Below are 20,267 nucleotides of genomic sequence, written 5' to 3'. Positions count from 1 at the left end.
GCGACATGCGCCGGCACTGATCGTTCAGGTATGGGCGGGACGCCCGCCGGCACCGGTGGGCCGCAAGCCGCCGAGCAGCCGTACGGCCTCGTCGGCGACCGCTTCGTCCACGACGACGACGTACCGGCTGGGCTCCATCGAGCGAACGGAGGCGAAGTCCCGGCGGCCACGCTGCAGGGCGTACAGCAGCAGGCCGAACAGCGCGCCCACGACCGCCCCGAACACCAGGCCGTAGAGGGCGACGAGCAACGCGGACACGAGGGGGTCCACCCAGTCGACCAAGCCGAAGAGCCAGCCGATCAGCGCGCCGGGAAGCGCCCCGCTGACCGCACCGTGCAGGGCGGCCCGGCCGTAATCCATCCGCCCGACGACCTGCTCGACGAGGCGGACGTCCTGGCCGATGATGGCCACCCTCTCCACGGGAAACCCCTGGTCCGAGAGGTGTTCGACGGTGCGTTCGGCCTCCTGGTACGTCTCGTACGCGGCAACGGGCCTGCGAGGCTGCTCTGTCATTGCCCAGTCCTTCCTGCCGGTGTGCACAGCGGCACCCGACACGCCCCAGACTCCCGAACCGGGCGGCTCCACGCCTCCACCCGGCAGATCAAAGAACGACGGAGCCCGTCCCCCCGCGAGCACGAAACGAGCATTTCGGGCATCGTGGTACTCGCTCCGGGACGTCGTCGAGGAGGGTCACTGTCACCGCTCCAGGCCACAGGGACAGGAATGATCACATGGCAGGCAGCCGGGTCAGGAACACGTACCGGCGCCGTTCCGACCAGGAAGGCCGTCTTCCGTCGGTCCGTCTGGGACAGCACCCCACGATCTTGCGGAGAAGCTCCCGCCCGCCCCTTTCCGCCCTCGCATACCGCAAGCTGCCGGCACTCTCCCGTGCCCTGTTCGATACCCGGGACGAGAGTGAGATCCTGCGCCTTGCCATGGATCACGTGTCGGCCGTCGGCCCGTACAGGGCTGAGGCCGGATACCTCCGAGGGCACGGCCGGCTGATGTTCGGCCCGCAGGCCGGGCAGGACCGCGCGTCGGCCATCGACCGGGCGGTGCGAGAGCTGACGGGGGAAGACAGCCCGGTGTCCGTTCCCGGCCGGTCACGGGGCCGGGCACTGGCCCTGCACGGGCCCGGTGGACTGCACGGCTACCTCGTGGTGACCTCTCGCTCCCGGCCCACCCACGCCCAGCACTTCCTGCTCACCACGCTGGTGCGCCTCGCCGCCGCGGCCCTGTCGGTCGCCGTCGCGCACCGCCGCAGGCAGGACGAGGCGCTGGAGCTGCACCGACTGCGACGGGAACGAACAACCCTCCAGCGGCGGCTGATCTCCCAGCTCGTGGAGGGGGGATACCAGCGAGCCGTGCACGAGGCCCTCGCCGGGGTCGCGGCCGCGGGCGGCGGCGAGGAGGCCATCACCGGCGCACTGCATGCGCTCACCGGTCTTCCCGTGCTGGTCGAGGACCGCTTCGGCCGACTGCGCTCCTGGACCGGTCCCGGCCGACCCGACCCCTGTCCGGAACCGGACCCCGCCCGCCATGAGGAGATGCTCCAGGGGGTCGCCAGGAGAGACGGACCGGTGCGGATCAAGGACCGGCTCATCTCCCTGATACGCCCACGCGGTGAGGTGCTCGGGGTGCTGGCCCTGCTCGACCCCGGGGGCGAGGCCGACGAGTACACCGTGTTCGCTCTGGAGCACGCCGCCACATCACTCGCCCTGGAACTGTCGCACCAGCGCCGGCTGGCGGAGGTCGAACTGCGGCTGCGCCGCGAGTTGGTCGACGATCTTCTGGAGGGCACGGACGAGAAGAGCGCCTACGCCCGGTCCGAGGCGTTCGGACACGACCTTCACCGCACCCAGTACGTGATCGTCGTGCAGTGGAGGGGACGGTCCGCGGACGACGCCTTCGCGCGGACCGTGGGCCGGGCGGCTTCGGCCGTGGGCATGCCGTCGCTGGTGACTCAGCGCTCCGACCACGTGGTGCTGGTCGCCGAGGGCAGGCCGCACGACCACGCCCTGTACGAGGCGCTCGCCCGGGAGACCGGCACCCGGGACGGGACGATCGGGGTGAGCGCCCGTTGCAACACCCCGGACGGCATCCCCGGCCGGTACCAAGAGGCACTGCGTGCCCTGGAGGTACGCCGCCGGTCCCGACAGCGGTACGGCACGTCGTTCTTCGACGACCTGGGCCTCTACCGAATCCTGGGGCCCGGCAACGAGTACCGGGAGCTGGAGGCGTTCGTTCACGAATGGCTCGGACAGCTCGTCGACTACGACGACCGGCACCGTACGGCGCTCGTGGAGACCCTGTCCCGGTACTTCGACTGCGGCGGCAACTACGCCGAGACCGCCGCGTCCCTCGCGATCCACCGCAGCACGCTCCGCTACCGGCTCCAGCGCATCCGCGAGCTCAGCGGCCATGACCTCACGAACGTGGAGGAGCGCCTCAACCTGCAGGTGGCGACCCGGGTGTGGAAGATCATGCTGGGCGGACCCGCTTGAGGCCCCCACGGCGATCGGCCCGGCCCGGCTGCCCGGCCGCCGCCCCGCGGGCAGCACGGCTGCAGTTCGCCGTATCGGCTCGGCAGGCATCGCTCAGGCCCGCCCGCACCGGCTCGGGGAGCGATGGTCTGCCGCCCGCGGGCACGCGCCCTGCTGAGCGCTTCCCACCACACCACGCAACGCGAAGCCTCGACGGGCAGCAGCGTCCGGCACTGATCACCGCCGACGGCGGCAGGACCCTCTGGGCCGACCGGGAGTCCTCCTCACCCGCGCCCTACCGCCGCACCCGGGGCATCCCGAGGCCGATCCAGGAGATGATCTCGCGCTGGATCTCGTTGTTGCCGCCGCCGAAGGTGAAGATGAACCCCGAGCGGTAGCCGCGTTCCAGTCCGCCGTGCAGCACGGCGCCCGCCGAGCCCTCCTTCAGCGCGCCCGGCGCGGCGACGATCTCCATCAGCCAGGCGTAGGCGTCGCGTCGGGCCTCGGAGCCGTGGACCTTGACGGCGGACGCCTCCTGCGGGGTGAGGGTGCCGTCCTCGACGGCGGCGACCGTCCGCCGGCTGAGGAGCCTGAGCGCCTTCAGCCGGGTGTGGGTGCGGGCCAGCAGCCGGCGCACCCAGGGCAGGTCGACGACCCGGCGGCCGTCGGTCAGCTTGGCGCGGGCGCGAAGGGCGGGCGCGTGGGCCGGCCGGGACCGCTCCGTGCGGCCCCGGCCGTCAGATCAGGGTGTCGAGGAACTCCGTGCAGGCCCGCGCGCAGTCGCGGCACGCCCGGGCCGTCTTCTCGGCGCCCGGGTGCCCGTCGAAGGCGTGGGCGGCCTCCAGGCACACCTCGCGGCACCACTCCACCTGCGACCGGATGGCCGCCTCGTCCACCTGGTTCTGCTCGGACAGCACACGGCAGGTCGCGTCGCACACCTCCGCGCACATGATGCCCTTGCGCCGTACCAGTTCCTGGTCCTGCGTCCCGTCCGGATCCACCAGGCTCGCCCGCAGCGCGCAGGCCCGGGCGCACTCGGTGCACGCCTGGGCGCAGGCGAAGCGGTCCTCCAGGAACCGGAACAACTCCTGCTGCGAAAATGTCGTCGTCACACAGCGCGGGTTGCCGGGCCCGGTGCGGTCAAACCCGGCGGGGGGGCGGGACACGGGAGCGTGTTCGTCCGGGACGGCCGGGGGTACCCGCGGCCCATGGTGAACACCGCTTGGATGGAGACGACCGACCTCGCCGCGGGCCGCGGCGCCGTGGGCATCGGCCTGGCCGTGGGTGTCGTGGTGGTGGGTGTGCTGATCGCCGCCTTCGCGCTCGGCAGCCGCCGGGTGCGACGCGGTGACACCGCCCGCCCCCGCCCCGAGGAGCAGCCCCGGATGCCCGAGGGCGGCCCGGTGCGCGAGACCCGGGAACAGCGGGAGCCGAACGAGATGCCGCGCAGCGACCGGCGGCTGACGCCCCATGAGATGGACGGCCGCGGCAACTCCGGTACCCGGACCGGCACGTCGCAGGAGCGGCCGCGCTGGGACGAGGGCAGCAGCGGCGGATTCGGCAGCGGCGGCCCGGGAACCCGCTGACCGGCGACGTCGCCCGGGCCCGACACCGGCCGGTGCGACGCGCCCGCCCCACAGCACGCCGTACAGGGAAGTGAGAACCATGGCCGACCCCGCCCACAGCGCCCTGCCGCTGCCGGACTACGACCACCTGCCCCTCGGCGGCCTGGAGAGCCGGGTGCGGTCCCTGAACACCGCCGAGGTCGAGGAACTCCTGGCCTACGAGCGCACGCACGCCGACCGGCTCCCGGTGACGGAACTGCTGTCGGCGCGGCTGGAGCAGCTGCGGGCGGGCGCCGAGCCGACGTCCGGCGACCCGGGCGCGCTGCGCCCCGAGACGGGCGCCGCCCGGGGCGGTTCCCCCGTCACCCCCGCCACCTCGCCGCAGCCCTTCGGGCCGCCGCCGCACGGCACCCCCGACCAGCGGGGCAAGCCCAAGGGCGACCGCACGTAGCGCACCGGCGCGCCCGCCTTTCCCCCGGCCGATCTCCCACGGCCGAGACTTTCACGGGCGGGTCGCGGGCCCTTGATCACCTCCGGGCGGTCAAGGGTCCGCGGCCCGCCCTTTGCATGTCCGGGTGACCGCTCGCCCGACCGAACCGCGTCACCGGGTGACCGGGATCACAGCAGGCGGGTGCATCGTTCCGGGAGGCCACGAGTCTTTGTCTCTTGTGTAAGGGGATTTCCGGACGCGGGGGCGGTGGGGATGGAGCGGTTGGGGGCCGACGGCTTCGACGAGTTCGTGGCTGCCCGCTGGTCGGCGCTGCTCCACGTCGCGCGCCTGCTCACCGGCGGGGACCGGCAACGGGCCGAGGACCTGGTGCAGGAATCGCTGGTGAAGCTGTGGTTCGCCTGGCCCAGGGTCGCCGAGCAGGCACCGGAGGCGTACGTCCGCACGGTCCTGGTGCGGCTGGCGGCCCGGTCCGCCCGGCGCCGCTGGTGGGGCGAGCGCCCGGTGGAGGCGCTGCCCGACCGGCCCCTGCCGGACGACGTGTCGTCGACGGTGGCGGAACGCTCCCGGCTGGAGGCCGCGCTGGCGCTGCTCTCCCCCCGGCAGCGCGCGGCCGTGGTCCTGCGCTACTGCGAGGACCTGCCGGAGGCCCAGGTGGCGCAGGCGCTCGGCTGCCCGGTGGGGACCGCGCGGTCCCATGCCTCCCGGGGCGTGGCCCGCCTGCGCAGCATCCTGTCCGACGCCGTCCGGACCGTGGGCTGAGGGGAGAGGCGATGGACGACTTCGAGCGGGAGCTGACGCGCATGATGCGCGACACCCGGCAGCAGACCCCCTTCGCGGACGAGCAGCGGCAGCGGCTGCGGCACGGCATCCGCGCCCGCCGCCGCATGCGGATGCTGTGGCGGGCCGGCGGCTCCGCCCTCGCGGTGACCGGCCTCGGCATCGGGCTGGCCCTGCTGCCCGGCGTCGAGTCCCGGACCCAGCCGGCCGGCCCCGGGCCGCTGCCCGCGACCAGCCCGACACCGCCTCCGGCCGCCCCGACGCCGACGCGGACGTCCGGGGCGAGCCCGGACGCCACCGTGTCCCGGGCGCCCACCGGCCCGTCGTCCACGGACGTCTCCGGCACCACGCCGCCCGCGGGCGACCGCACACCGACCACGCCGCCGACCTCCACCCCGGAAGGGGCGGACGGACGGGCGACGGGCGGGCCGCCCCCGTCGCACTCCGTCACGGCGGGCCCTCCCCCGCCGACCGGCGCGTCCGGCGGAGACCCCTCGTCGTCGGCCGGTGGGGAATCGGCCGCCAGCGGCTAGCGGCACCCGGCGCGCGTTCCGCGCCCCTCCCTTCGCCAACCGACCGGTCCGACCGCGACCGTTCCGACGACCACGACCGCTGCGACCACGACCGTGAGCCACCCGTCCGCCACCCGTCCACCGACCTGTTCGGCATGCACCCGTCAACGGGGCGCGCCGTGCCCGTTCCGCCGCAGAGAGACCGTGATCCAGCCATGAGTACCGCCAGGCGGTCCGCCCCGGCCTGCCGCCGCACCCCCTCCACCGCCGCGGCGCCGGCCGTGCTGCCGCGCCGCGCGCCGCTCCCCGCGGGCCATCCGGATCCGGTGCTGGACGTCGTCGTCCCCGTGCACAACGAGGAGGACGACCTGGAGCCCTGTGTCCGGCGGCTCCACACCCACCTGACAGAAACGTTCCCGTACGCGTTCCGCATCACCGTCGCCGACAACGCCAGCACCGACCGCACCCCGGTGATCGCGGCACGCCTGGCCCACGAGCTGCCGGGCACCGACTGGATCCGGCTGGCCGCGAAGGGGCGGGGCCGGGCGCTGCACGCCGCCTGGACCCGCTCCCGCGCGCCGGTGCTCGCCTACCTGGACGTCGACCTGTCCACCGACCTCGCCGCCCTGCTGCCGCTGGTCGCCCCGCTGATCTCCGGGCACTCGGACGTCGCGATCGGCACCCGCCTGGCCCGCGGCTCGCGGGTGGTGCGCGGACCCAAGCGGGAGATCATCTCGCGCTGCTACAACCACCTGCTCCGCGGCACCCTCGCGGTGGGCTTCACCGACGCGCAGTGCGGATTCAAGGCGGTGCGGCGGGACGTCGCCGAACATCTGCTGCCCCTGGTCGAGGACCGCGAGTGGTTCTTCGACACCGAACTGCTGGTGCTCGCCGAGCGCGCCGGGCTGCGGATCCACGAGGTGCCGGTGGACTGGGTGGACGATCCCGACAGCCGGGTCGACATCCTCTCCACCGCCCTGGCCGACCTGCGCGGCATGGCCCGGCTGGCGCGCGCCCTCGCCGGCGGGCGGCTGCCGGTGACCGCGCTGCGCCGCGCCGACGGACTGCCGCCCGGCCTGGTCCCGCAGCTGCTGCGGTTCGCCGCGGTCGGCGCCGCCAGCACGCTGTTCCACCTGCTGCTGTACACGGTGCTGCGCCCCTGGACCGGGGCGCAGGCGGCCAACGCGCTCGCCCTGCTGGCCGGCACGCTCGCCAACACGGCCGCGAACCGGCGGCTCACCTTCGGCGTACGGGGGCGCGGCGGGGTGCTGCGGCACCACCTGAAGAGCCTGGCCGCCTTCCTGGTCGGGCTGGCCCTGACCAGCGGTTCGCTGGCCCTGCTGCACCGCGCGGCGCCCGGCGCCGCCCCCGGCGCCGAACTCCTGACCCTGGTCCTCGCCGGCCTCGCCGCGACCCTGCTGCGTTTCCTCCTCCTGCGGGCCTGGGTGTTCCCCGGCTCCCGCTCCCCCTCCCGCCGCACGACAGGAACCCCCCGCCCATGAGCACCGGCACCGGCCGGCCCGGCCCGACCCCCGCCACCGTCACCCCCGCCGCCGTCCCGGCCGCCGCCACCCCTTCGGCGGTCCTCCCGGCGCGCGCCCCGGACCCCGGCCCGCCCACCGGCGCCCCCGCGCACCGGCCCGCCCGGCACGCGTGGCACGCGCGGCTGCGCCGACTGGCCGCGGAGCACGGCCCGGTGCTCGCCACGTACGGCGCGCTGAAGCTGGCCGGGTTCGCCGTGTTCATGTACCTGCTGGACGCGGCCGGGGACTTCCGCGACAAGCACCCGCGGTTCGGTGGCGGCGAGCACCCCTGGGACGTCCTCGGCAGCTGGGACGGCTGGTGGTACCAGCAGATCGCCCTGCACGGCTACGACCCCGCCCTGGAGCCCGTCCCCGGCGCCACCGGCCTGATCACCCTGGAGGGCAACTCGGCGGCGTTCTTCCCGCTGTACCCGGCCCTGATGCGGATGGTCTCGGAGGTGACCGGGCTCGGCCCGTACGGCTCCGGCATGGCCGTCGCGGTCGTCGCCTCCTTCGTCGCGGCCCTCGGGATCCACGCCGTGACGGCGCGGCTGGGCGGTCGCCGGGCCGGGCTGGTCGCGGTGGGGCTGTGGGCGGTGTGGCCCGGGTCGGGCGCGCAGTGGGCGGTGTACTCCGAGTCGGTGTACACCGCGCTCGCTGCCTGGGCCTGCTACGCCGTCCTGACCCGGCGCTGGCTCACCGCGGGGGTCCTGGTCTTCACGGCCGGCCTGGCCCGGCCGACCGCCGTGACGCTGGTCGCCGCCCTCGCGGTGGCCGCACTGGTCGCGGTGTGGCGCCGCCGGGAGCGCCTGCGCCGTCCGCTGGCCGCGGTGCTGATCGCGCCGCTGGGGACCGCCGGATACCTCGGCTGGGTCGGCTACCGCATGGGCGAGTGGAACGGCTACAGCACCCTCCAGGACGGCGCCTGGGCCCACAGGTTCGACTACGGCCGCCACACCCTCGACGTGCTCTCCTCCGTGCCCGTGGGCCACTTCGACTATCTCTTCGCGATGCCCTTCGAGGACGTCGTCGGGGTCGGGGTGGTGCTCCTGGTGCCGGTGCTCACGGTGCTGCTGGTCCGGCTGCGCCCGCCGGCCGTCCTGGTCGTGTACACGGTGCTCTCCTTCCTGATGGTGATGGGCACCCAGCAGATCTTCGGCAATGTCTCCCGCTACCTGCTCCCGCTGTTCCCGCTCGTCATCCCTTTGGCCCTGGGGATGCGGCGACTGCGCGTGCCCTCGCTGGCCGTGGTGCTGGGCACGGCGGCGCTGGCCTCCGGCTCGTACGCGGGGTACGTGCTGTTCGAGCTCGGGGTGCCGTGACCGGAAGCCGACCGTGTCGTCCGCGGCCGGGAGGGGCAGACTGAGGACATCCGCCGGTGCGGCGCAGCCGAGCCGTCGCGCCGTCGTCCGCGGGAGTCCTCATGTGGAAACGCCCCCGGCGCGGTGGGCGCGCCCACCGCGACGACATCCCCCCGGTCGAGCTGTGCGACCGGTGCGGCGCGGTCTTCCCCGCCGACCGGGCGGTGTGCGCCCTGGTGCCCGACTCCTCCTGCGCGCAGGGGCGCGGCGGCCGCGCCGACGGCCTGCGCCTGCTCACCGCCTGCGGCGAGCAGCATCTCGAGGAGCTCCGGGAGGACTACCGGCGCCGCCCCTTCGTCGAGGAGGAACTGTGGGCCGCGAAGGTCACCCAGGCGCTCAGCGCGGGCCCGCCCGCCCTCACCGTCGCCGAGGTCGCCCGCCGCACCGGCCTGCACGAGCCGGAGATCCACCGTGCCGTCCTCTGGCACAACCGGCGGCTGCGCGAGGCCCGCGAGCAACCCGACCCCTGACCGGCGCCGCCATCACCACCGGGGCCGCCCCCGGGCGCGGCACCTCACCGCCCGCCGGTGCGGCCGCGGCGCTCGCTCCGGCGCCGCCGCAGGACGACGAGGACGTCCACCGCGGCGATCAGGGCCAGCACGGCGCACGCCACGGTGATGCCGACGAGTGGCCCCCGGCCCGGACTGTCGCCGGCGTCCGAGTCCGCCGCCCACAGGGCGAACAGCACGGTCGCCGCGACGAACAGCGGCAGGAAGAAGCCGGACAGGAGCAGGCGCAGCCCCAGCGGGCTACGGGCCGTCACCGGTTCGGTGCCGCTGCGCCGGGCGCGGCGGCCGGTCGCCCCGTGGTGCGAGCGGCGGGCGGGGTCCTCCGTCCGGGCCTGCTGATCGTGCCGCATCCTGTCCTCCTCCGACGCCTCGGCCCGGCCGCCCGACACGGCCGTCGACCGCACACGTCCTCCCTCTTCGCGTAGCCCGGGGGCGGCAGGGCAAACCGCCGGCCCAGGTCGCGCGCGTCGTGCCTGGATGCCGGTGCCGGGGGCCGGGCGTATCGTCCCCCTATGGACGACGCTCGGTGCGGCCGGTGCGGTACCGCCCCACCGCGACCGTCGCCGCCGCGGACCGGGACGGGCAGCTGATGGACACGGCGCTGACCACGGTGGTGCGGGACTGCGAGGCGACCGGCGGGCTGCTGTACGTGCTGCCGCCCGGCGGGAGCGCACTGTGGCTGGTGATGGTGACCGGCGCTCCGCAGGAGATGGTCGCCCCGTGGCGGCGGGTGGCCCTGACCGACCCCATTCCGGTGGCGGACGCCGTGCGGCACCGGCGCCTGGTGTGGATCGGGGGCCAGGAGGAGATGGCCCGCCGCTACCCGAAACCCGCGCTGGTCCTCCCCTACGACTTCTCCCTGGCCGCCGCGCCGGTCGCCACCGGGGAGTCGGTGTGGGGCGGGCTGGTCCTGCTGTGGCCCTCCTCCCACGGCCCGGCCCTGAGCCCCGGGGAGCGCGAGGCCGTCGAAGCCGGGTGCCAGCACCTGGGGCGTGTCATGCAGCAGAGCGCCGAGCGCGGCGACCCCCTGCTGCCCAGGGGCCGTCCCCGCACCCTCCCCCCGTTGCCGCCCCGGATCCGGCCCGTCGCCGAATCGCGCGCGATGACCGCCTTCGTCGAGCGCCTGCCCGGCGGTTCGTGCGCGCTGGACCTCAGCGGCCGCATCACGTTCATCACCCCCGCGGCGGCCGGCCTGGTGGCCGCAGACCGCTCCGCCCTGCTGGGGGCCCTGCCGTGGGAGGCGCTGCCCTGGATGGACGTCCCCCACGTGGAGGACCGCTACCGGGCCGCGCTGGTCACCCGTCGCCCGCAGGTGTTCACGGTGCTGCGGCCCCCGGACACGTGGCTGACCTTCGAGCTGTACCCGGACTCCTCCGGGATCAGCGTCCGCATCCTGCCCGGCCGCGCGGACGACGGCGCCCCGGAACCCCCCTCCGCGCCGGCCACCGGGCCGGGCCGCGCCACGGTGCTGTACCACCTCATGCACCTGGCGGCCACGCTCACCGAGGCGGTCGGAGTGCAGGACGTGGTGGACCAGACCGCCGACCAGCTGCTGCCGGCGCTCGATGCGCAGGCCATGGTGCTGATGACGGCCGACGACGGGCGGCTGAGGATCGTCGGGCACCGCGGGTACGACGCGGCCGTCGTCGACCGCTTCGACGCCGCGCCGCTCTCCCCGGACATCCCTGCGGTCAGGCCCCTGACGACGGGTGAGCCGGATTTCTTCGCCTCCTTCGCGGAGATGGAGGCCGCCTACCCGGGCACGGTGCACGAGGACGGGATGTCCGCGTGGGCGCTGCTGCCGCTGATCGCCTCCGGCCGCCCGATCGGCTCCCTGCTGCTCGCCTACGAGCGGCCCCACCCCTTCCCGCCCGGTGAACGCGCCGTGCTGACCTCCCTGGCGGGGCTGGTCGGCCAGGCCCTGGACCGGGCCCGGCTCTACGACAGCAAGCACGCCCTCGCCCACCGGCTGCAGGCGGCCCTGCTCCCCCACACCCTTCCGGTGGTCGACGGCCTCGAGGTGACCGCCCGCTATCTCCCCGCCGCGCGCGGCCTGGGCATCGGCGGGGACTTCTACGACCTCATCCGGATCGACCGGCACACGGTGGTCGCCACCATCGGGGACGTACAGGGCCACAACGTGGACGCCGCCGCCCTCATGGGCCAGGTGCGCACCGCCGTCCACGTCCACGCCGCCCTCGGCGCTCCCCCGGGCACCGTCCTGACGGGCACCAACCGCCTGCTCGCCGACCTCGACCCGGGCCTGTTCACCAGCTGTCTCTACGCCCACCTCGACCTCGCCGGCCGCAGCGTCCGCCTGGCCACCGCCGGGCACCCGCCGCCCCTGCTGCGGCACGCGTCCGGACGGACCGAACTGCTCCGTGTCCCGCCCGGTCTGCTGCTGGGCGTCGAGCCGCACGCCGACTACCCGGCGCTGGAGTTCCCGCTGCCTCCCGGCTGCGTGCTCGTCCTGTACACGGACGGACTGATCGAGGCCCCCGGGACGGACTTCGACGACGCCGTCGCCAACCTCGCCGGACTGGTGGAGGCCGCCGATCCGACCGACCTGGACGCCATGGCGGACCACCTCGTCCGCCACGTGCCCGCCCCGGGGGACGACATCGCGCTGCTGCTGATCCGCCCGCGGCCCCGGGCCCGCCCCGGCGGTGGGCCGGCTCCCCGTCCCCGGTGACGGCCCGGTACCGCCGCCCCGCGGACGGCGCAGTCGGTCAGGCGGAGCCGGTCAGGCACAGCCGGTCAGGCGGAGCCGCCGACACCGGCCCCGGTCAGTTCCCTCGCCACCTGCGCGGACCAGCGCTCGATCGCGTCGACGTCGCGGAAGTCCCCGCCCTTGCCGGAGCGCAGGATCATCCGGACGACGAAGCCCTTCGCGCCGTCCTCCAGACGGCCGCCGAAGGTCGCGTGGTCCACGGCGTCGGTCCGGTCCATGAGCCGGCGGACGCCGGGGGCGGGCGGGATGTCCTTCTCGGAGGCCGAGGCGTCCAGCGGCCCGCTGCTGAAGAACCACAGCGGCATGCCGGCGAGGTCCCGGCGGTACCGGCGCACGAAGCGCCGGGCGTCCCGGTGCCAGCGTCCGGCGTACAGACCGCCGCCCACCACGACGGCGTCGTACGGCGTCACGCTGCGCACCGACCGGGCGGGCAGCACCTCGGCCGTCAGCCCCTCACGGCGCAGGACGCCGGCGACGGCCTCGGCGATCTCCGCCGTCGAGCCGTTGGTCGTTCCGTAGGCGACCAGCACGGTGTTCGTCATCGCGGACCGCCTCCTCTCACGGTCGCGGACTGCTCCACGCTTCGAGCGTCCGCCGTCCCGCCCCCGGTGCCCAGGGGCTGTCCGGGCCCGTCCGGAGGGCCGGTCGGCCCCCGGGTGCGCGGCCCGGCGCCGCTCAGTAGCGTGACGCCGGGTGGTGGACTCGGCGGAGTGACCCGGCGGAGCACGGCCGGATCACCGGGCGGTGGAGGCGTTCATGACGGACACGGCGGCGGCGAGGGTGCCGCGCAAGGTCTACGAGCAGGAACTGCTGCGGCTGCAGACCGAACTGGTGCGGCTGCAGGAGTGGGTGCGGGCGGAAGGCGTCCGGCTGGTCGTCGTCTTCGAGGGCCGGGACGCGGCCGGCAAGGGCGGCACCATCAAGCGGGTCGCCGAGCACCTCAACCCGCGCGGCGCGCGCATCGCGGCGCTGCCGAAACCGACGGAGCGCGAGCGGACCCAGTGGTACTTCCAGCGGTACGTGCAGCATCTGCCGGCCGCCGGGGAGATCGTGCTGTTCGACCGGTCCTGGTACAACCGGGCCGGCGTCGAGCACGTCATGGGTTTCTGCACCAAGGAGGAGTACCAGCTGTTCCTGCGCCAGTGCCCCCTGTTCGAGCGGATGCTGGTGGAGGACGGGATCCTGCTGCGCAAGTACTGGTTCTCGGTGAGCGACGCCGTGCAGCAGGAGCGGTTCCAGCGCCGCCTGGAGGACCCGCGGCGCCGCTGGAAGCTGTCACCGATGGACCTGGAGTCGATCACCCGCTGGGAGGCCTACTCCCGGGCCAAGGACGAGATGATGGTGCACACCGACATCGCCGAGGCGCCGTGGTTCGTCGTGGAGAGCGACGACAAGCGCCGGGCGCGGCTGAACACCATCGCGCACCTGCTGTCCTCCGTGCCCTACACGGAGGTGACGCCGCCCGTCCTGGAGCTGCCGGAACGCCCGCCGTCGACCGGCTACCGCCGGCCCCCGCGCGAGCTGCAGACCTACGTCCCCGACCACGCGGCGAGCCTCTGACCCGCCCCGCGGCCCGTGCCCGGACCTGTTCCGCACGTCCGGTTGGCGGGGCGGCCCCGGGCGGGGCAGCGTGGACGTAGGACAACGTCGACCCAGTGAGGTGGCCATGGAATCCCCCGAGCCGGTTCCTCTGGTGGTAGTGGGCGTGGACGGTTCCCCCGCGTCGTACGAGGCCTTGCGCTGGGCGGCACGGTACGCGGAGCTGGTCGGCGGTGAGGTGGAGGCGATCCACTCCTGGGACACCTGGGTGACGCCGAGCTGGGGCGGGCGCGCCATCGAGCCCGACCTCGACCTGGAGCAGGCGCGGCACCGCTTCGGGGAGGCGTTGGAGGCCGCCTTCCCCGGGGAGCGTCCGCCGGGGCTGCGGGAGCGCCTGGTCGAGGGTGATCCGTCTGAGGTGCTGATCCGGGCCTCGGAGCGGGCGGACCTGCTCGTGGTCGGTCACCGGGGGCGGGGCGGCTTCGCCCGGACCATGCTCGGCTCGGTCAGCCAGCGCTGCGCCCAGCACGCCGCCTGCCCCGTGGTGGTCGTCCGGGAGAACCGCAAGCCCTGAGCGTGCGCGCCCGCGGGCGGGCGGGTTCAGGAGGCTTCGGCCTTCTCCGGCGTCCCGCCCGTCCCGTCCCGCTCGCCGGGGCGCTTCGCGTCGTCCGCGAAGTCCGGGTCGAGGGGCGGGCGCCGGCGGGGGCCCGACAGGAGGCTGTGCACGTCCACCACGCCCTCGACGGAGCGGACGACCCGCACCGCGAAGGGCACCAGGGAGGGGTCGGGGACGTGGCCGGTGAGGGTGACCACGCCGTCGCGCACGTCCACCCGCACCGCCTCCATGGAGGCGGGGAAACGCCCGGAGGCGATCACGCCGCGGATCTCCCGAGCGATCTCGTCGTCGCCGCGCAGGAACACCTTGAGCAGGTCGGCACGGCTGACGATGCCCTTCAGCACCCCTTCGCCGTCGACCACCGGCAGCCGCTTCACGCCGCGCCGGGCCATGATGCGGGCGGCCCGGGCCGGCGGGGCGTCGGGGGTGACGGTCAGGGGCGGGGCGGTCATGAGCTGCTCCGCGGTCACCGCGTCGGCCTTGTGCGGCTCGGAGGGGCTGCGCAGGAACACGGGGCCGGGCGGGTCGCTGTCGCGGAACTCCTCCTTGCGGAGCAGATCGGCCTCCGACACGACGCCGATGACCCGGCCCTCGTCGTCCAGGACGGGCAGCGCGCTGACCCGCCACTGCTTCATGGTCCTGGCGATGTCCTTGAACGTCGCCCCGCCGGACAGGGCCACCACGGTGCGCGTCATGACGTCGGCGACGGTCTTCGGGGAGTTCTCCATGATCTCCACCCACCTGCTCGGATGTCGTCGGGCGGACACTCCCAGCGTCGGCGACCCGGCCGGCCCGGAACAGGGGCCGAAGGGCCCCGGCCCGGGTGCCGGGGGTCACCGCGCGGCCGTCAGCCGTCCCGCACGGCGACGACGTCGTGCGGTTCCTCGCCCACCACGACCTTGAGGGCACCGGTCTCGGCGGCACCCGCGAAGACGTCGTAGGCCTCCTGCATCCCGTCCGGTCCGAACGTGTGGGTGACCAGCTGCGAGGCCGGCAGCCGGCCGGCGGCGGCCATCCGCAGCAGCACGGGGGTGGTCCGGGTGTCGACGAGGCCCGTGGTGATCGTCAGGTTCCTGATTCACAGGTCCTCCAGGTGCAGGGTGACGGGTTGGCCGTGGACCCCGACGTTGGCGACGCGTCCGCCGGGGCGCACCATGCGGGCGCACATCTCGAACGTGCCGGGCACGCCGACCGCTTCGATCGCGACGTCGGCACCCTGCCCGTCCGTGAGGTCGGCGACCAGTTGCGCGGGTTCCTCCCCCGCGTCGGCCACGGCGTCGGCGCCGAGGTTCCTGGCGGCCTCCAGCCGGGACGCGGCCAGGTCGACCGCGATGATCCGCTCGGGGGCGAAGAACCGGGCGGTGGCGACGGCGGCCAGCCCGACGGGCCCGGCGCCGACGACCACCACGGTGTCCCCGGGCCGCACACCGCCGTTGAGCACGCCCACCTCGTAGGCGGTGGGGAAGATGTCGGCCAGCAGCACGGCGTCCCGGTCGGCCATCGCGCCCGGCAGCGGGTGCAGGGACAGGTCGGCGAACGGCACCCGGACGTACTCGGCCTGGGTGCCGTCGACGGTGTGGCCGAGGATCCAGCCGCCGCCCCCGCGGCACTGCCCGTACATGCCCTGCCTGCAGGAGGGGCACCGTCCGCAGGAGCTGATGCAGGAGACCAGCACCCGGTCGCCGGGCCGGACGGCGGTCACGGCGCTCCCCGCCTCGACGACCTCGCCGACCGCCTCGTGACCGAGCACGGTGCCGGGCGGCACCTCGGGCACGTCGCCCCTGAGGATGTGCAGGTCGGTCCCGCAGACGGTCACGGCGGTGACCCGGACGACGGCGTCGGTGGCGTCCCGCAGGCCCGGGTCGGGGACCTCTTCCCACGCGGCCCGTCCGGGGCCGTGGAAGACGTAACCCTTCATGCCGCACCTCGCTTCCGTGGTGGTCCGGCGGGACCCGGCGCGTGGCCGGTGTCCGCCCTCTCTCCAGCTTGTCCGACCCGCGGCGGATCCGCTCGGGGCGGCCGTTCCCGCCCGGCGGCCGCCGCGGGCCGACAGCGGCGACGGAGGACACCCCGGGCGCGCAGCCGGTCACAAGCGGTGCGTCACCGGGCGGGCCCGGCCCGAAAGTCGCCGTTTTGGGACATCGGGGCCCGGCCCGCGTCCGGGTGCGCTGGGATGGCCGGACATCACTGGCAGCAGGGCGGCTGGGGCGGACATGAGCGACAACACCGGTACGGCCACGCATCCGCTCGCGGTTCTCCCCCCGGGCCGGCCCTCGGCCTGCGCGCGGCCCGGCGAACCGGGGGCCGCCGAGGAGCGGTTCCGCGGCCTGCTGGAGGCGGCGCCGGACGCCATGGTCATCGTCGACGGGACCGGGACGATCACCCTGGTGAACGCCCAGACCGAGGCACTGTTCGGCTACGAACGCGGGGAACTCCTGGGCCAGCCAGTCGAGTTGCTCGTCCCCCAGCGTTCGCGCGGTCACCACACCCTGCACCGCGACGCCTACCTGGCGAACCGGCAGGTCCGCCCGATGGGCGCCGGTCTCGACCTGTACGGGCTGCGTCGCGACGGCAGCGAGTTCCCCGTCGAGATCAGCCTCAGCCCCCTGGAGACCGCCGACGGACTGCTGATCTCCGCCGCCGTCCGCGACGTGAGCGACCGCAAGGCCGCCGAGGAACGCATCAGCGAGCTGGCCGCCCTGGTGGAGTCCTCCCAGGACGCCATCCTCGCCAAGACGCTCGACGGCCGGATCACCTACTGGAACGCCGCCGCCCAGCGGCTGTACGGGTACACCGCCGCCGAGGTGATGGGCCGGCACATCTCCCTCCTCGCCCCCGACGGCCATCAGGACGAGATCGCCGCGCTGCTGGACCGGCTCCGGCTCGGCGAGAAGGTGGAGCACTTCGAGACGCTGCGCCTCACCCGCTCCGGTGCGCTGCTGGACGTCGACGTCACCCTGTGGCCGCGGCGGGCACCGGACGGCACGGTCATCGGCGTGTGCGCCATCGTCCGCGACATCAGTGACCGCAAGCGGGCCGAGGCGGAACTGACCGCCCTGTACGAGCAGCAGCGCCATGTCGCCCTGACCCTGCAGCGCAGCCTGATGGGCACCCCGCCGGACGTCCCCGGCCTGGTCACCGCGAGCCGCTACCGTCCGGCCACCCAGGGGGCGGGCGTGGGCGGCGACTGGTTCGACCTGATACCGCTGGGCGCCGGGCGGGTCGGCGTGCTGATCGGCGACGTGATGGGCCGCGGCCTGGAGGCGGCCGCCGCCATGGGCCAGCTGCGGTCGGCGGCGCACGCGCTGGCGAAGACGGGCATGCGGCCCCGGCGGCTGATGCAGGCCCTGGACGCCTGCGTCGCGGACCTGGACGTGCCGGACCAGCTGGTCACCTGCTGCTACCTCGTCGTGGCCGCCGACGAGGCGACGGTGACCCTGTGCTCCGCCGGACACCTGCCGGTGCTGGTCGCCGTGCCCGGTGAGGGGGCGCGGCCGCTGGCGGCCCCGGTGAACGCGCCGCTCGGGGTGGGCGGCGTCCTGTACGAGCAGGCGTCGGCGGCGGTGCCCCCGGGCGCCACCCTGGTGCTCTACACCGACGGCCTGATCGAGACCCCGGGCTGCGACATCGAGGACAGTCTCGCCGCCCTCACGTCCGCCTGCGGCGCCCTGTTCACCGCCGGACCGCCGGGACTGGACGAGGCCGCCGACCGCATCCTGTCCACCCTGCGGCCGGACGCCGAGGGCCACGACGACGACGTCACGCTGCTGCTCGCCCGGCTGCCCGCCGCGCCCCTGGCGTCCCTCACCACGACCCTGGCCACCCGGCCCGAATCGGTGCCCGAGGGGCGCGCCTTCCTCACCCGGGCGCTGGACGCCTGGGGCTGCGGTGAGAAAGCCGACGACGCGCGCCTGCTCGTCTCCGAGCTGTTGACGAACGCCGTCCAGCACGCCCAGGGACCGGTCACCCTGCACGTGTGCCGGACAGCGGCCGACGTCACCGTGGAGGTCGGGGACGGCAGCCCCTGCCTGCCGGAGCCCCGGCGGGCCGACGAGGACGAGGAGTGCGGCCGGGGGCTCAACCTCGTGCGCGTCCTCGCCGACAGCTGGGGCGTGCGCCCCACCGACGACGGCAAGACCACCTGGTTCACCCTGCGCCTGTGACCGCCCGCCGGCCCTGGTGGCCGCGTGGGCGTCCCGGCGGCGTCACGTGCTCCGGCGGGCGCCGGGCGCGGGGAGCCTGAGGGCGAGGGCGGCGAGGTCGTCGTGCCCGTCGCTGGGATGCCGGTCGGCCAGCGTCCGGCACAGTGCGTCGAGATCCTTGTCGATGTGCTGGGCGGCGAGGGCGGCGAGTTCGTCCATGCACGCGCCCAGGGGCCGGTGGGGGTGCTCCACCAGCCCGTCGGTGAACAGCAGGACCGTGTCCCCCGCCCGCAGCTGATGCGTGTGGTCGGGCCGCGGCACCGCTTCGTCGACGCCGAGCGGCAGGCCGGGGTCGGCGTGCAGGTAGCGGGTGCGGCCGTCGGCGGTGACGACCAGCGGCGGCAGGTGGCCCGCGGTGGACCAGTGCAGGTGCCAGCCGTCCCCGTCGGCCTCGACGCGGGCCAGACAGGCGGTGGTGACCGGTGCCTCGGTGATGGCGTGCAGGGTGTGGTCGAGGCGGTGCAGGACCAGGCTGGGCGGGGTGCGGTGGTCGTAGAGCAGGGCGCGCAGCATGTTGCGGATCTGCGCCATGGCCGCGGCGGCCTTCAAGTCGTGGCCGATGACGTCACCGATGATGACCCCGCAGCTGTCGTCCGGGAGCAGCAGGGCGTCGTACCAGTCCCCGCCCAGGTGGTGGCCGGGGGCGGTGGCGGGGCGGTAGACGGCGGCCGCCTCGAAGGGGGCGAGGTCGGGCAGGCGGGGCAGCAGCAGCCGCTGGAACTGCTCGGCGGAGGCGCGGGTCTGCTCGAACAGGCGGGCGTTCTCGATGGCGATGCCCGCGGCACCGGCCAGCGCCGTCACGACGGCCTCGTCCTCCTCGTCGAACGGCTCGCCGTCGCGCCGGTCGCACAGGTAGAGGTTGCCGTAGATCCGCCCGCGCACGCTGATGGCCACCCCGAGCAGCGTGCGCATCGGCGGATGCCCCTCGGGGAAGCCGATGGAGTCGGGGTGGCGGGTCAGGTCCCGCACCCGCAGCGGCTCGGGGTGGTGGATCAGATGCCCGAGCAGTCCGCGGCCGTGCGGGAACTCGGAGCCCGCCAGGTCCCGGTACTCCTGGTCGCTCAGGCCGAGGGGGATGAACTCCTCCAGGCCGCTCGCCTCGTCGTCGAGGACGCCGAGGGCGCCGTAGCGGGCGTCGACCAGGTCCATCGCGGTGGTCACGATGCGCCGCAGGACGACGGGGAGCTCCAGTTCCCGGCTCAGCGAGAGGACGGCGGAGAGCAGGCCCGACATGCGCTGCTGGTCCGTCGTCGGCCTCGCGTACCCGACCGTGGAGCGGTGCGGGTGGGTCGTCTCCCGTGGTGGGGACGTCTCCGGGCGCCGTCGACCGTCGTCCCGCGTCACGACCATCCACCTCTTTCCGGACCCGGGGCGAGACGGTCCGTTTCCGCCGCCCACCTCATCGTGACCCGCGTTCCCGCCTCCCGCACGCAGGAACCACCCGGATCACGCAGGCCGCCGGCCGCCACGTGCGGCCCGCCCGGCGGGCGCCCCGGGGACGAGCCCGGGCGGGGGCGGCCGGAAGTCGCCGCGTGCGACGGCCGGGCCGATAATGGACGGTATGTCCCGGAACACCCGGAGTTCCGCCGGCGCGTACGATCCGCCGACCGTGACGGTCAAGGGGCGGGCCATCAGGCTGCGCACCATCGGGTCGCTGCTGATCGTGGCCGCGGCCATCTGGTTCATCGCCGCCAACACGGGCTCGGTCACGGTACGGCTGTGGATCCCCACGGTCACGCTGCCGCTGTGGAGCGTCCTGACCGTCACCCTCGTGGCCGGACTGGTCCTCGGCCTGCTCATCGCCCACCGCCGCGCCCGCCGGTAGCGTCCCCCGGCGGGCACGCCGTGCGGCGCGGTGCGTCCGGCTCACGACCCGTCCGCCGGATCCGCCGCGCCCGGACGGCCGGGCCCGGGCGGGGCGTCCGGCTCCGTGCGCGGCCCGCGGGCAGGGCACCTCGGCCGGTCCTGCTCGTGCACGTGCCCTTCGCCGTGCCAGGG

At 74.9% G+C, this 20,267-nt stretch carries 19 protein-coding genes and 2 pseudogenes; 13 read left to right on the top strand and 8 right to left on the bottom strand.

Annotated features, from left to right (window positions below):
* Window positions 1–24: 24 nt before the first annotated feature.
* Window positions 25–513: a general stress protein gene (locus AC02VZ_RS15340; RefSeq protein ID WP_164441458.1), complete on the bottom strand. Its 489-nt coding sequence runs from the start codon at window positions 511–513 to the stop codon at window positions 25–27.
* A gap of 218 nt (window positions 514–731) precedes the next feature.
* Here AC02VZ_RS15340 and AC02VZ_RS15335 point away from each other — a divergent pair, with 218 nt between their 5' ends.
* Window positions 732–2,504 carry a PucR family transcriptional regulator gene (locus AC02VZ_RS15335; RefSeq protein ID WP_476475610.1) on the top strand — a complete coding sequence of 591 codons (1,773 nt, stop codon included), beginning with the start codon at window positions 732–734 and terminating at the stop codon, window positions 2,502–2,504.
* A gap of 274 nt (window positions 2,505–2,778) precedes the next feature.
* Here AC02VZ_RS15335 and AC02VZ_RS15330 read toward each other — a convergent pair.
* Both AC02VZ_RS15330 and AC02VZ_RS15325 read right to left on the bottom strand, forming a co-directional pair.
* Window positions 2,779–3,159: pseudogene (locus tag AC02VZ_RS15330) on the bottom strand (acyl-CoA dehydrogenase family protein); the annotation flags it as partial.
* 61 nt (window positions 3,160–3,220) lie between these two features.
* Window positions 3,221–3,595: a four-helix bundle copper-binding protein gene (locus AC02VZ_RS15325; RefSeq protein ID WP_031101373.1), complete on the bottom strand. Its 375-nt coding sequence runs from the start codon at window positions 3,593–3,595 to the stop codon at window positions 3,221–3,223.
* Between the two features lie 96 nt (window positions 3,596–3,691).
* Between AC02VZ_RS15325 and AC02VZ_RS15320 the strand changes: the two genes are divergently transcribed.
* From AC02VZ_RS15320 to AC02VZ_RS15290, 7 genes are all read left to right on the top strand, one after another.
* Entirely contained in the window at window positions 3,692–4,069 is a 378-nt protein-coding gene (locus AC02VZ_RS15320) for a DUF6479 family protein (protein WP_031101372.1), read from the top strand.
* A gap of 79 nt (window positions 4,070–4,148) precedes the next feature.
* Window positions 4,149–4,499, top strand: coding sequence for a DUF8129 domain-containing protein (locus AC02VZ_RS15315; RefSeq protein WP_164437961.1), 351 nt, complete (start codon window positions 4,149–4,151; stop codon window positions 4,497–4,499).
* Between the two features lie 252 nt (window positions 4,500–4,751).
* Window positions 4,752–5,258 (top strand): SigE family RNA polymerase sigma factor, encoded by a 507-nt coding sequence (locus AC02VZ_RS15310; RefSeq protein WP_031101368.1) that lies wholly within the window; start codon window positions 4,752–4,754, stop codon window positions 5,256–5,258.
* An 11-nt stretch (window positions 5,259–5,269) separates the two neighbouring features.
* The gene (locus AC02VZ_RS15305; protein ID WP_476475609.1) at window positions 5,270–5,809 is read left to right on the top strand and encodes a cellulase; all 540 of its coding nucleotides are present in this window, start codon (window positions 5,270–5,272) and stop codon (window positions 5,807–5,809) included.
* A gap of 194 nt (window positions 5,810–6,003) precedes the next feature.
* Window positions 6,004–7,290, top strand: a complete 1,287-nt coding sequence (locus tag AC02VZ_RS15300; protein ID WP_476475608.1) for a bifunctional glycosyltransferase family 2/GtrA family protein — start codon at window positions 6,004–6,006, stop codon at window positions 7,288–7,290.
* A complete protein-coding gene (locus tag AC02VZ_RS15295; RefSeq protein ID WP_471228683.1) occupies window positions 7,287–8,633 on the top strand; it encodes a hypothetical protein in 1,347 nt (448 codons plus the stop codon). The genes AC02VZ_RS15300 and AC02VZ_RS15295 overlap by 4 nt, the downstream gene beginning before the upstream one ends.
* Before the next feature lie 101 nt (window positions 8,634–8,734).
* A complete protein-coding gene (locus AC02VZ_RS15290) occupies window positions 8,735–9,142 on the top strand; it encodes a helix-turn-helix domain-containing protein (protein WP_164438524.1) in 408 nt (135 codons plus the stop codon).
* A gap of 44 nt (window positions 9,143–9,186) precedes the next feature.
* On the opposite strand, the gene AC02VZ_RS15285 is transcribed toward AC02VZ_RS15290, so the two are convergent.
* Entirely contained in the window at window positions 9,187–9,531 is a 345-nt protein-coding gene (locus AC02VZ_RS15285) for a DUF6343 family protein (RefSeq protein ID WP_164438523.1), read from the bottom strand.
* Window positions 9,532–9,770: 239 nt separating this feature from the next.
* Here AC02VZ_RS15285 and AC02VZ_RS15280 point away from each other — a divergent pair, with 239 nt between their 5' ends.
* The gene (locus AC02VZ_RS15280) at window positions 9,771–11,873 is read left to right on the top strand and encodes a SpoIIE family protein phosphatase (RefSeq protein ID WP_476475661.1); all 2,103 of its coding nucleotides are present in this window, start codon (window positions 9,771–9,773) and stop codon (window positions 11,871–11,873) included.
* Between the two features lie 65 nt (window positions 11,874–11,938).
* Here the strand turns inward: AC02VZ_RS15280 and AC02VZ_RS15275 are convergent, their stop codons facing one another.
* A complete protein-coding gene (locus AC02VZ_RS15275; RefSeq protein ID WP_476475607.1) occupies window positions 11,939–12,454 on the bottom strand; it encodes a flavodoxin domain-containing protein in 516 nt (171 codons plus the stop codon).
* A gap of 214 nt (window positions 12,455–12,668) precedes the next feature.
* Between AC02VZ_RS15275 and ppk2 the strand changes: the two genes are divergently transcribed.
* Both ppk2 and AC02VZ_RS15265 read left to right on the top strand, forming a co-directional pair.
* Complete coding sequence (gene ppk2, locus AC02VZ_RS15270) at window positions 12,669–13,472, top strand: polyphosphate kinase 2 (protein WP_432055649.1); 804 nt, start codon at window positions 12,669–12,671, stop codon at window positions 13,470–13,472.
* Between the two features lie 106 nt (window positions 13,473–13,578).
* Window positions 13,579–14,025 carry a universal stress protein gene (locus AC02VZ_RS15265; RefSeq protein ID WP_164333772.1) on the top strand — a complete coding sequence of 149 codons (447 nt, stop codon included), beginning with the start codon at window positions 13,579–13,581 and terminating at the stop codon, window positions 14,023–14,025.
* A 26-nt stretch (window positions 14,026–14,051) separates the two neighbouring features.
* Here the strand turns inward: AC02VZ_RS15265 and AC02VZ_RS15260 are convergent, their stop codons facing one another.
* Window positions 14,052–14,795 carry a CBS domain-containing protein gene (locus AC02VZ_RS15260; RefSeq protein WP_476475606.1) on the bottom strand — a complete coding sequence of 248 codons (744 nt, stop codon included), beginning with the start codon at window positions 14,793–14,795 and terminating at the stop codon, window positions 14,052–14,054.
* 119 nt (window positions 14,796–14,914) lie between these two features.
* Window positions 14,915–15,985: pseudogene (locus AC02VZ_RS15255) on the bottom strand (alcohol dehydrogenase catalytic domain-containing protein).
* A gap of 295 nt (window positions 15,986–16,280) precedes the next feature.
* On the opposite strand from AC02VZ_RS15255, the gene AC02VZ_RS15250 reads away from it, so the two are divergent.
* On the top strand, window positions 16,281–18,230 hold the full coding sequence (locus AC02VZ_RS15250; RefSeq protein WP_476475605.1) for a PAS domain S-box protein: 1,950 nt from the start codon (window positions 16,281–16,283) through the stop codon (window positions 18,228–18,230).
* Window positions 18,231–18,272: 42 nt separating this feature from the next.
* Here AC02VZ_RS15250 and AC02VZ_RS15245 read toward each other — a convergent pair whose 3' ends face one another.
* Window positions 18,273–19,619 (bottom strand): PP2C family protein-serine/threonine phosphatase, encoded by a 1,347-nt coding sequence (locus tag AC02VZ_RS15245; protein WP_476475604.1) that lies wholly within the window; start codon window positions 19,617–19,619, stop codon window positions 18,273–18,275.
* Window positions 19,620–19,830: 211 nt separating this feature from the next.
* Here AC02VZ_RS15245 and AC02VZ_RS15240 point away from each other — a divergent pair, with 211 nt between their 5' ends.
* A complete protein-coding gene (locus AC02VZ_RS15240; RefSeq protein ID WP_476475603.1) occupies window positions 19,831–20,094 on the top strand; it encodes a lipopolysaccharide assembly protein LapA domain-containing protein in 264 nt (87 codons plus the stop codon).
* The last annotated feature ends 173 nt before the right edge of the window (window positions 20,095–20,267 follow it).

The sequence above is a fragment of the Streptomyces sp. 3-6 genome, assembly GCF_056323165.1.
This window is presented reverse-complemented; position numbering and strand designations above follow the sequence as displayed.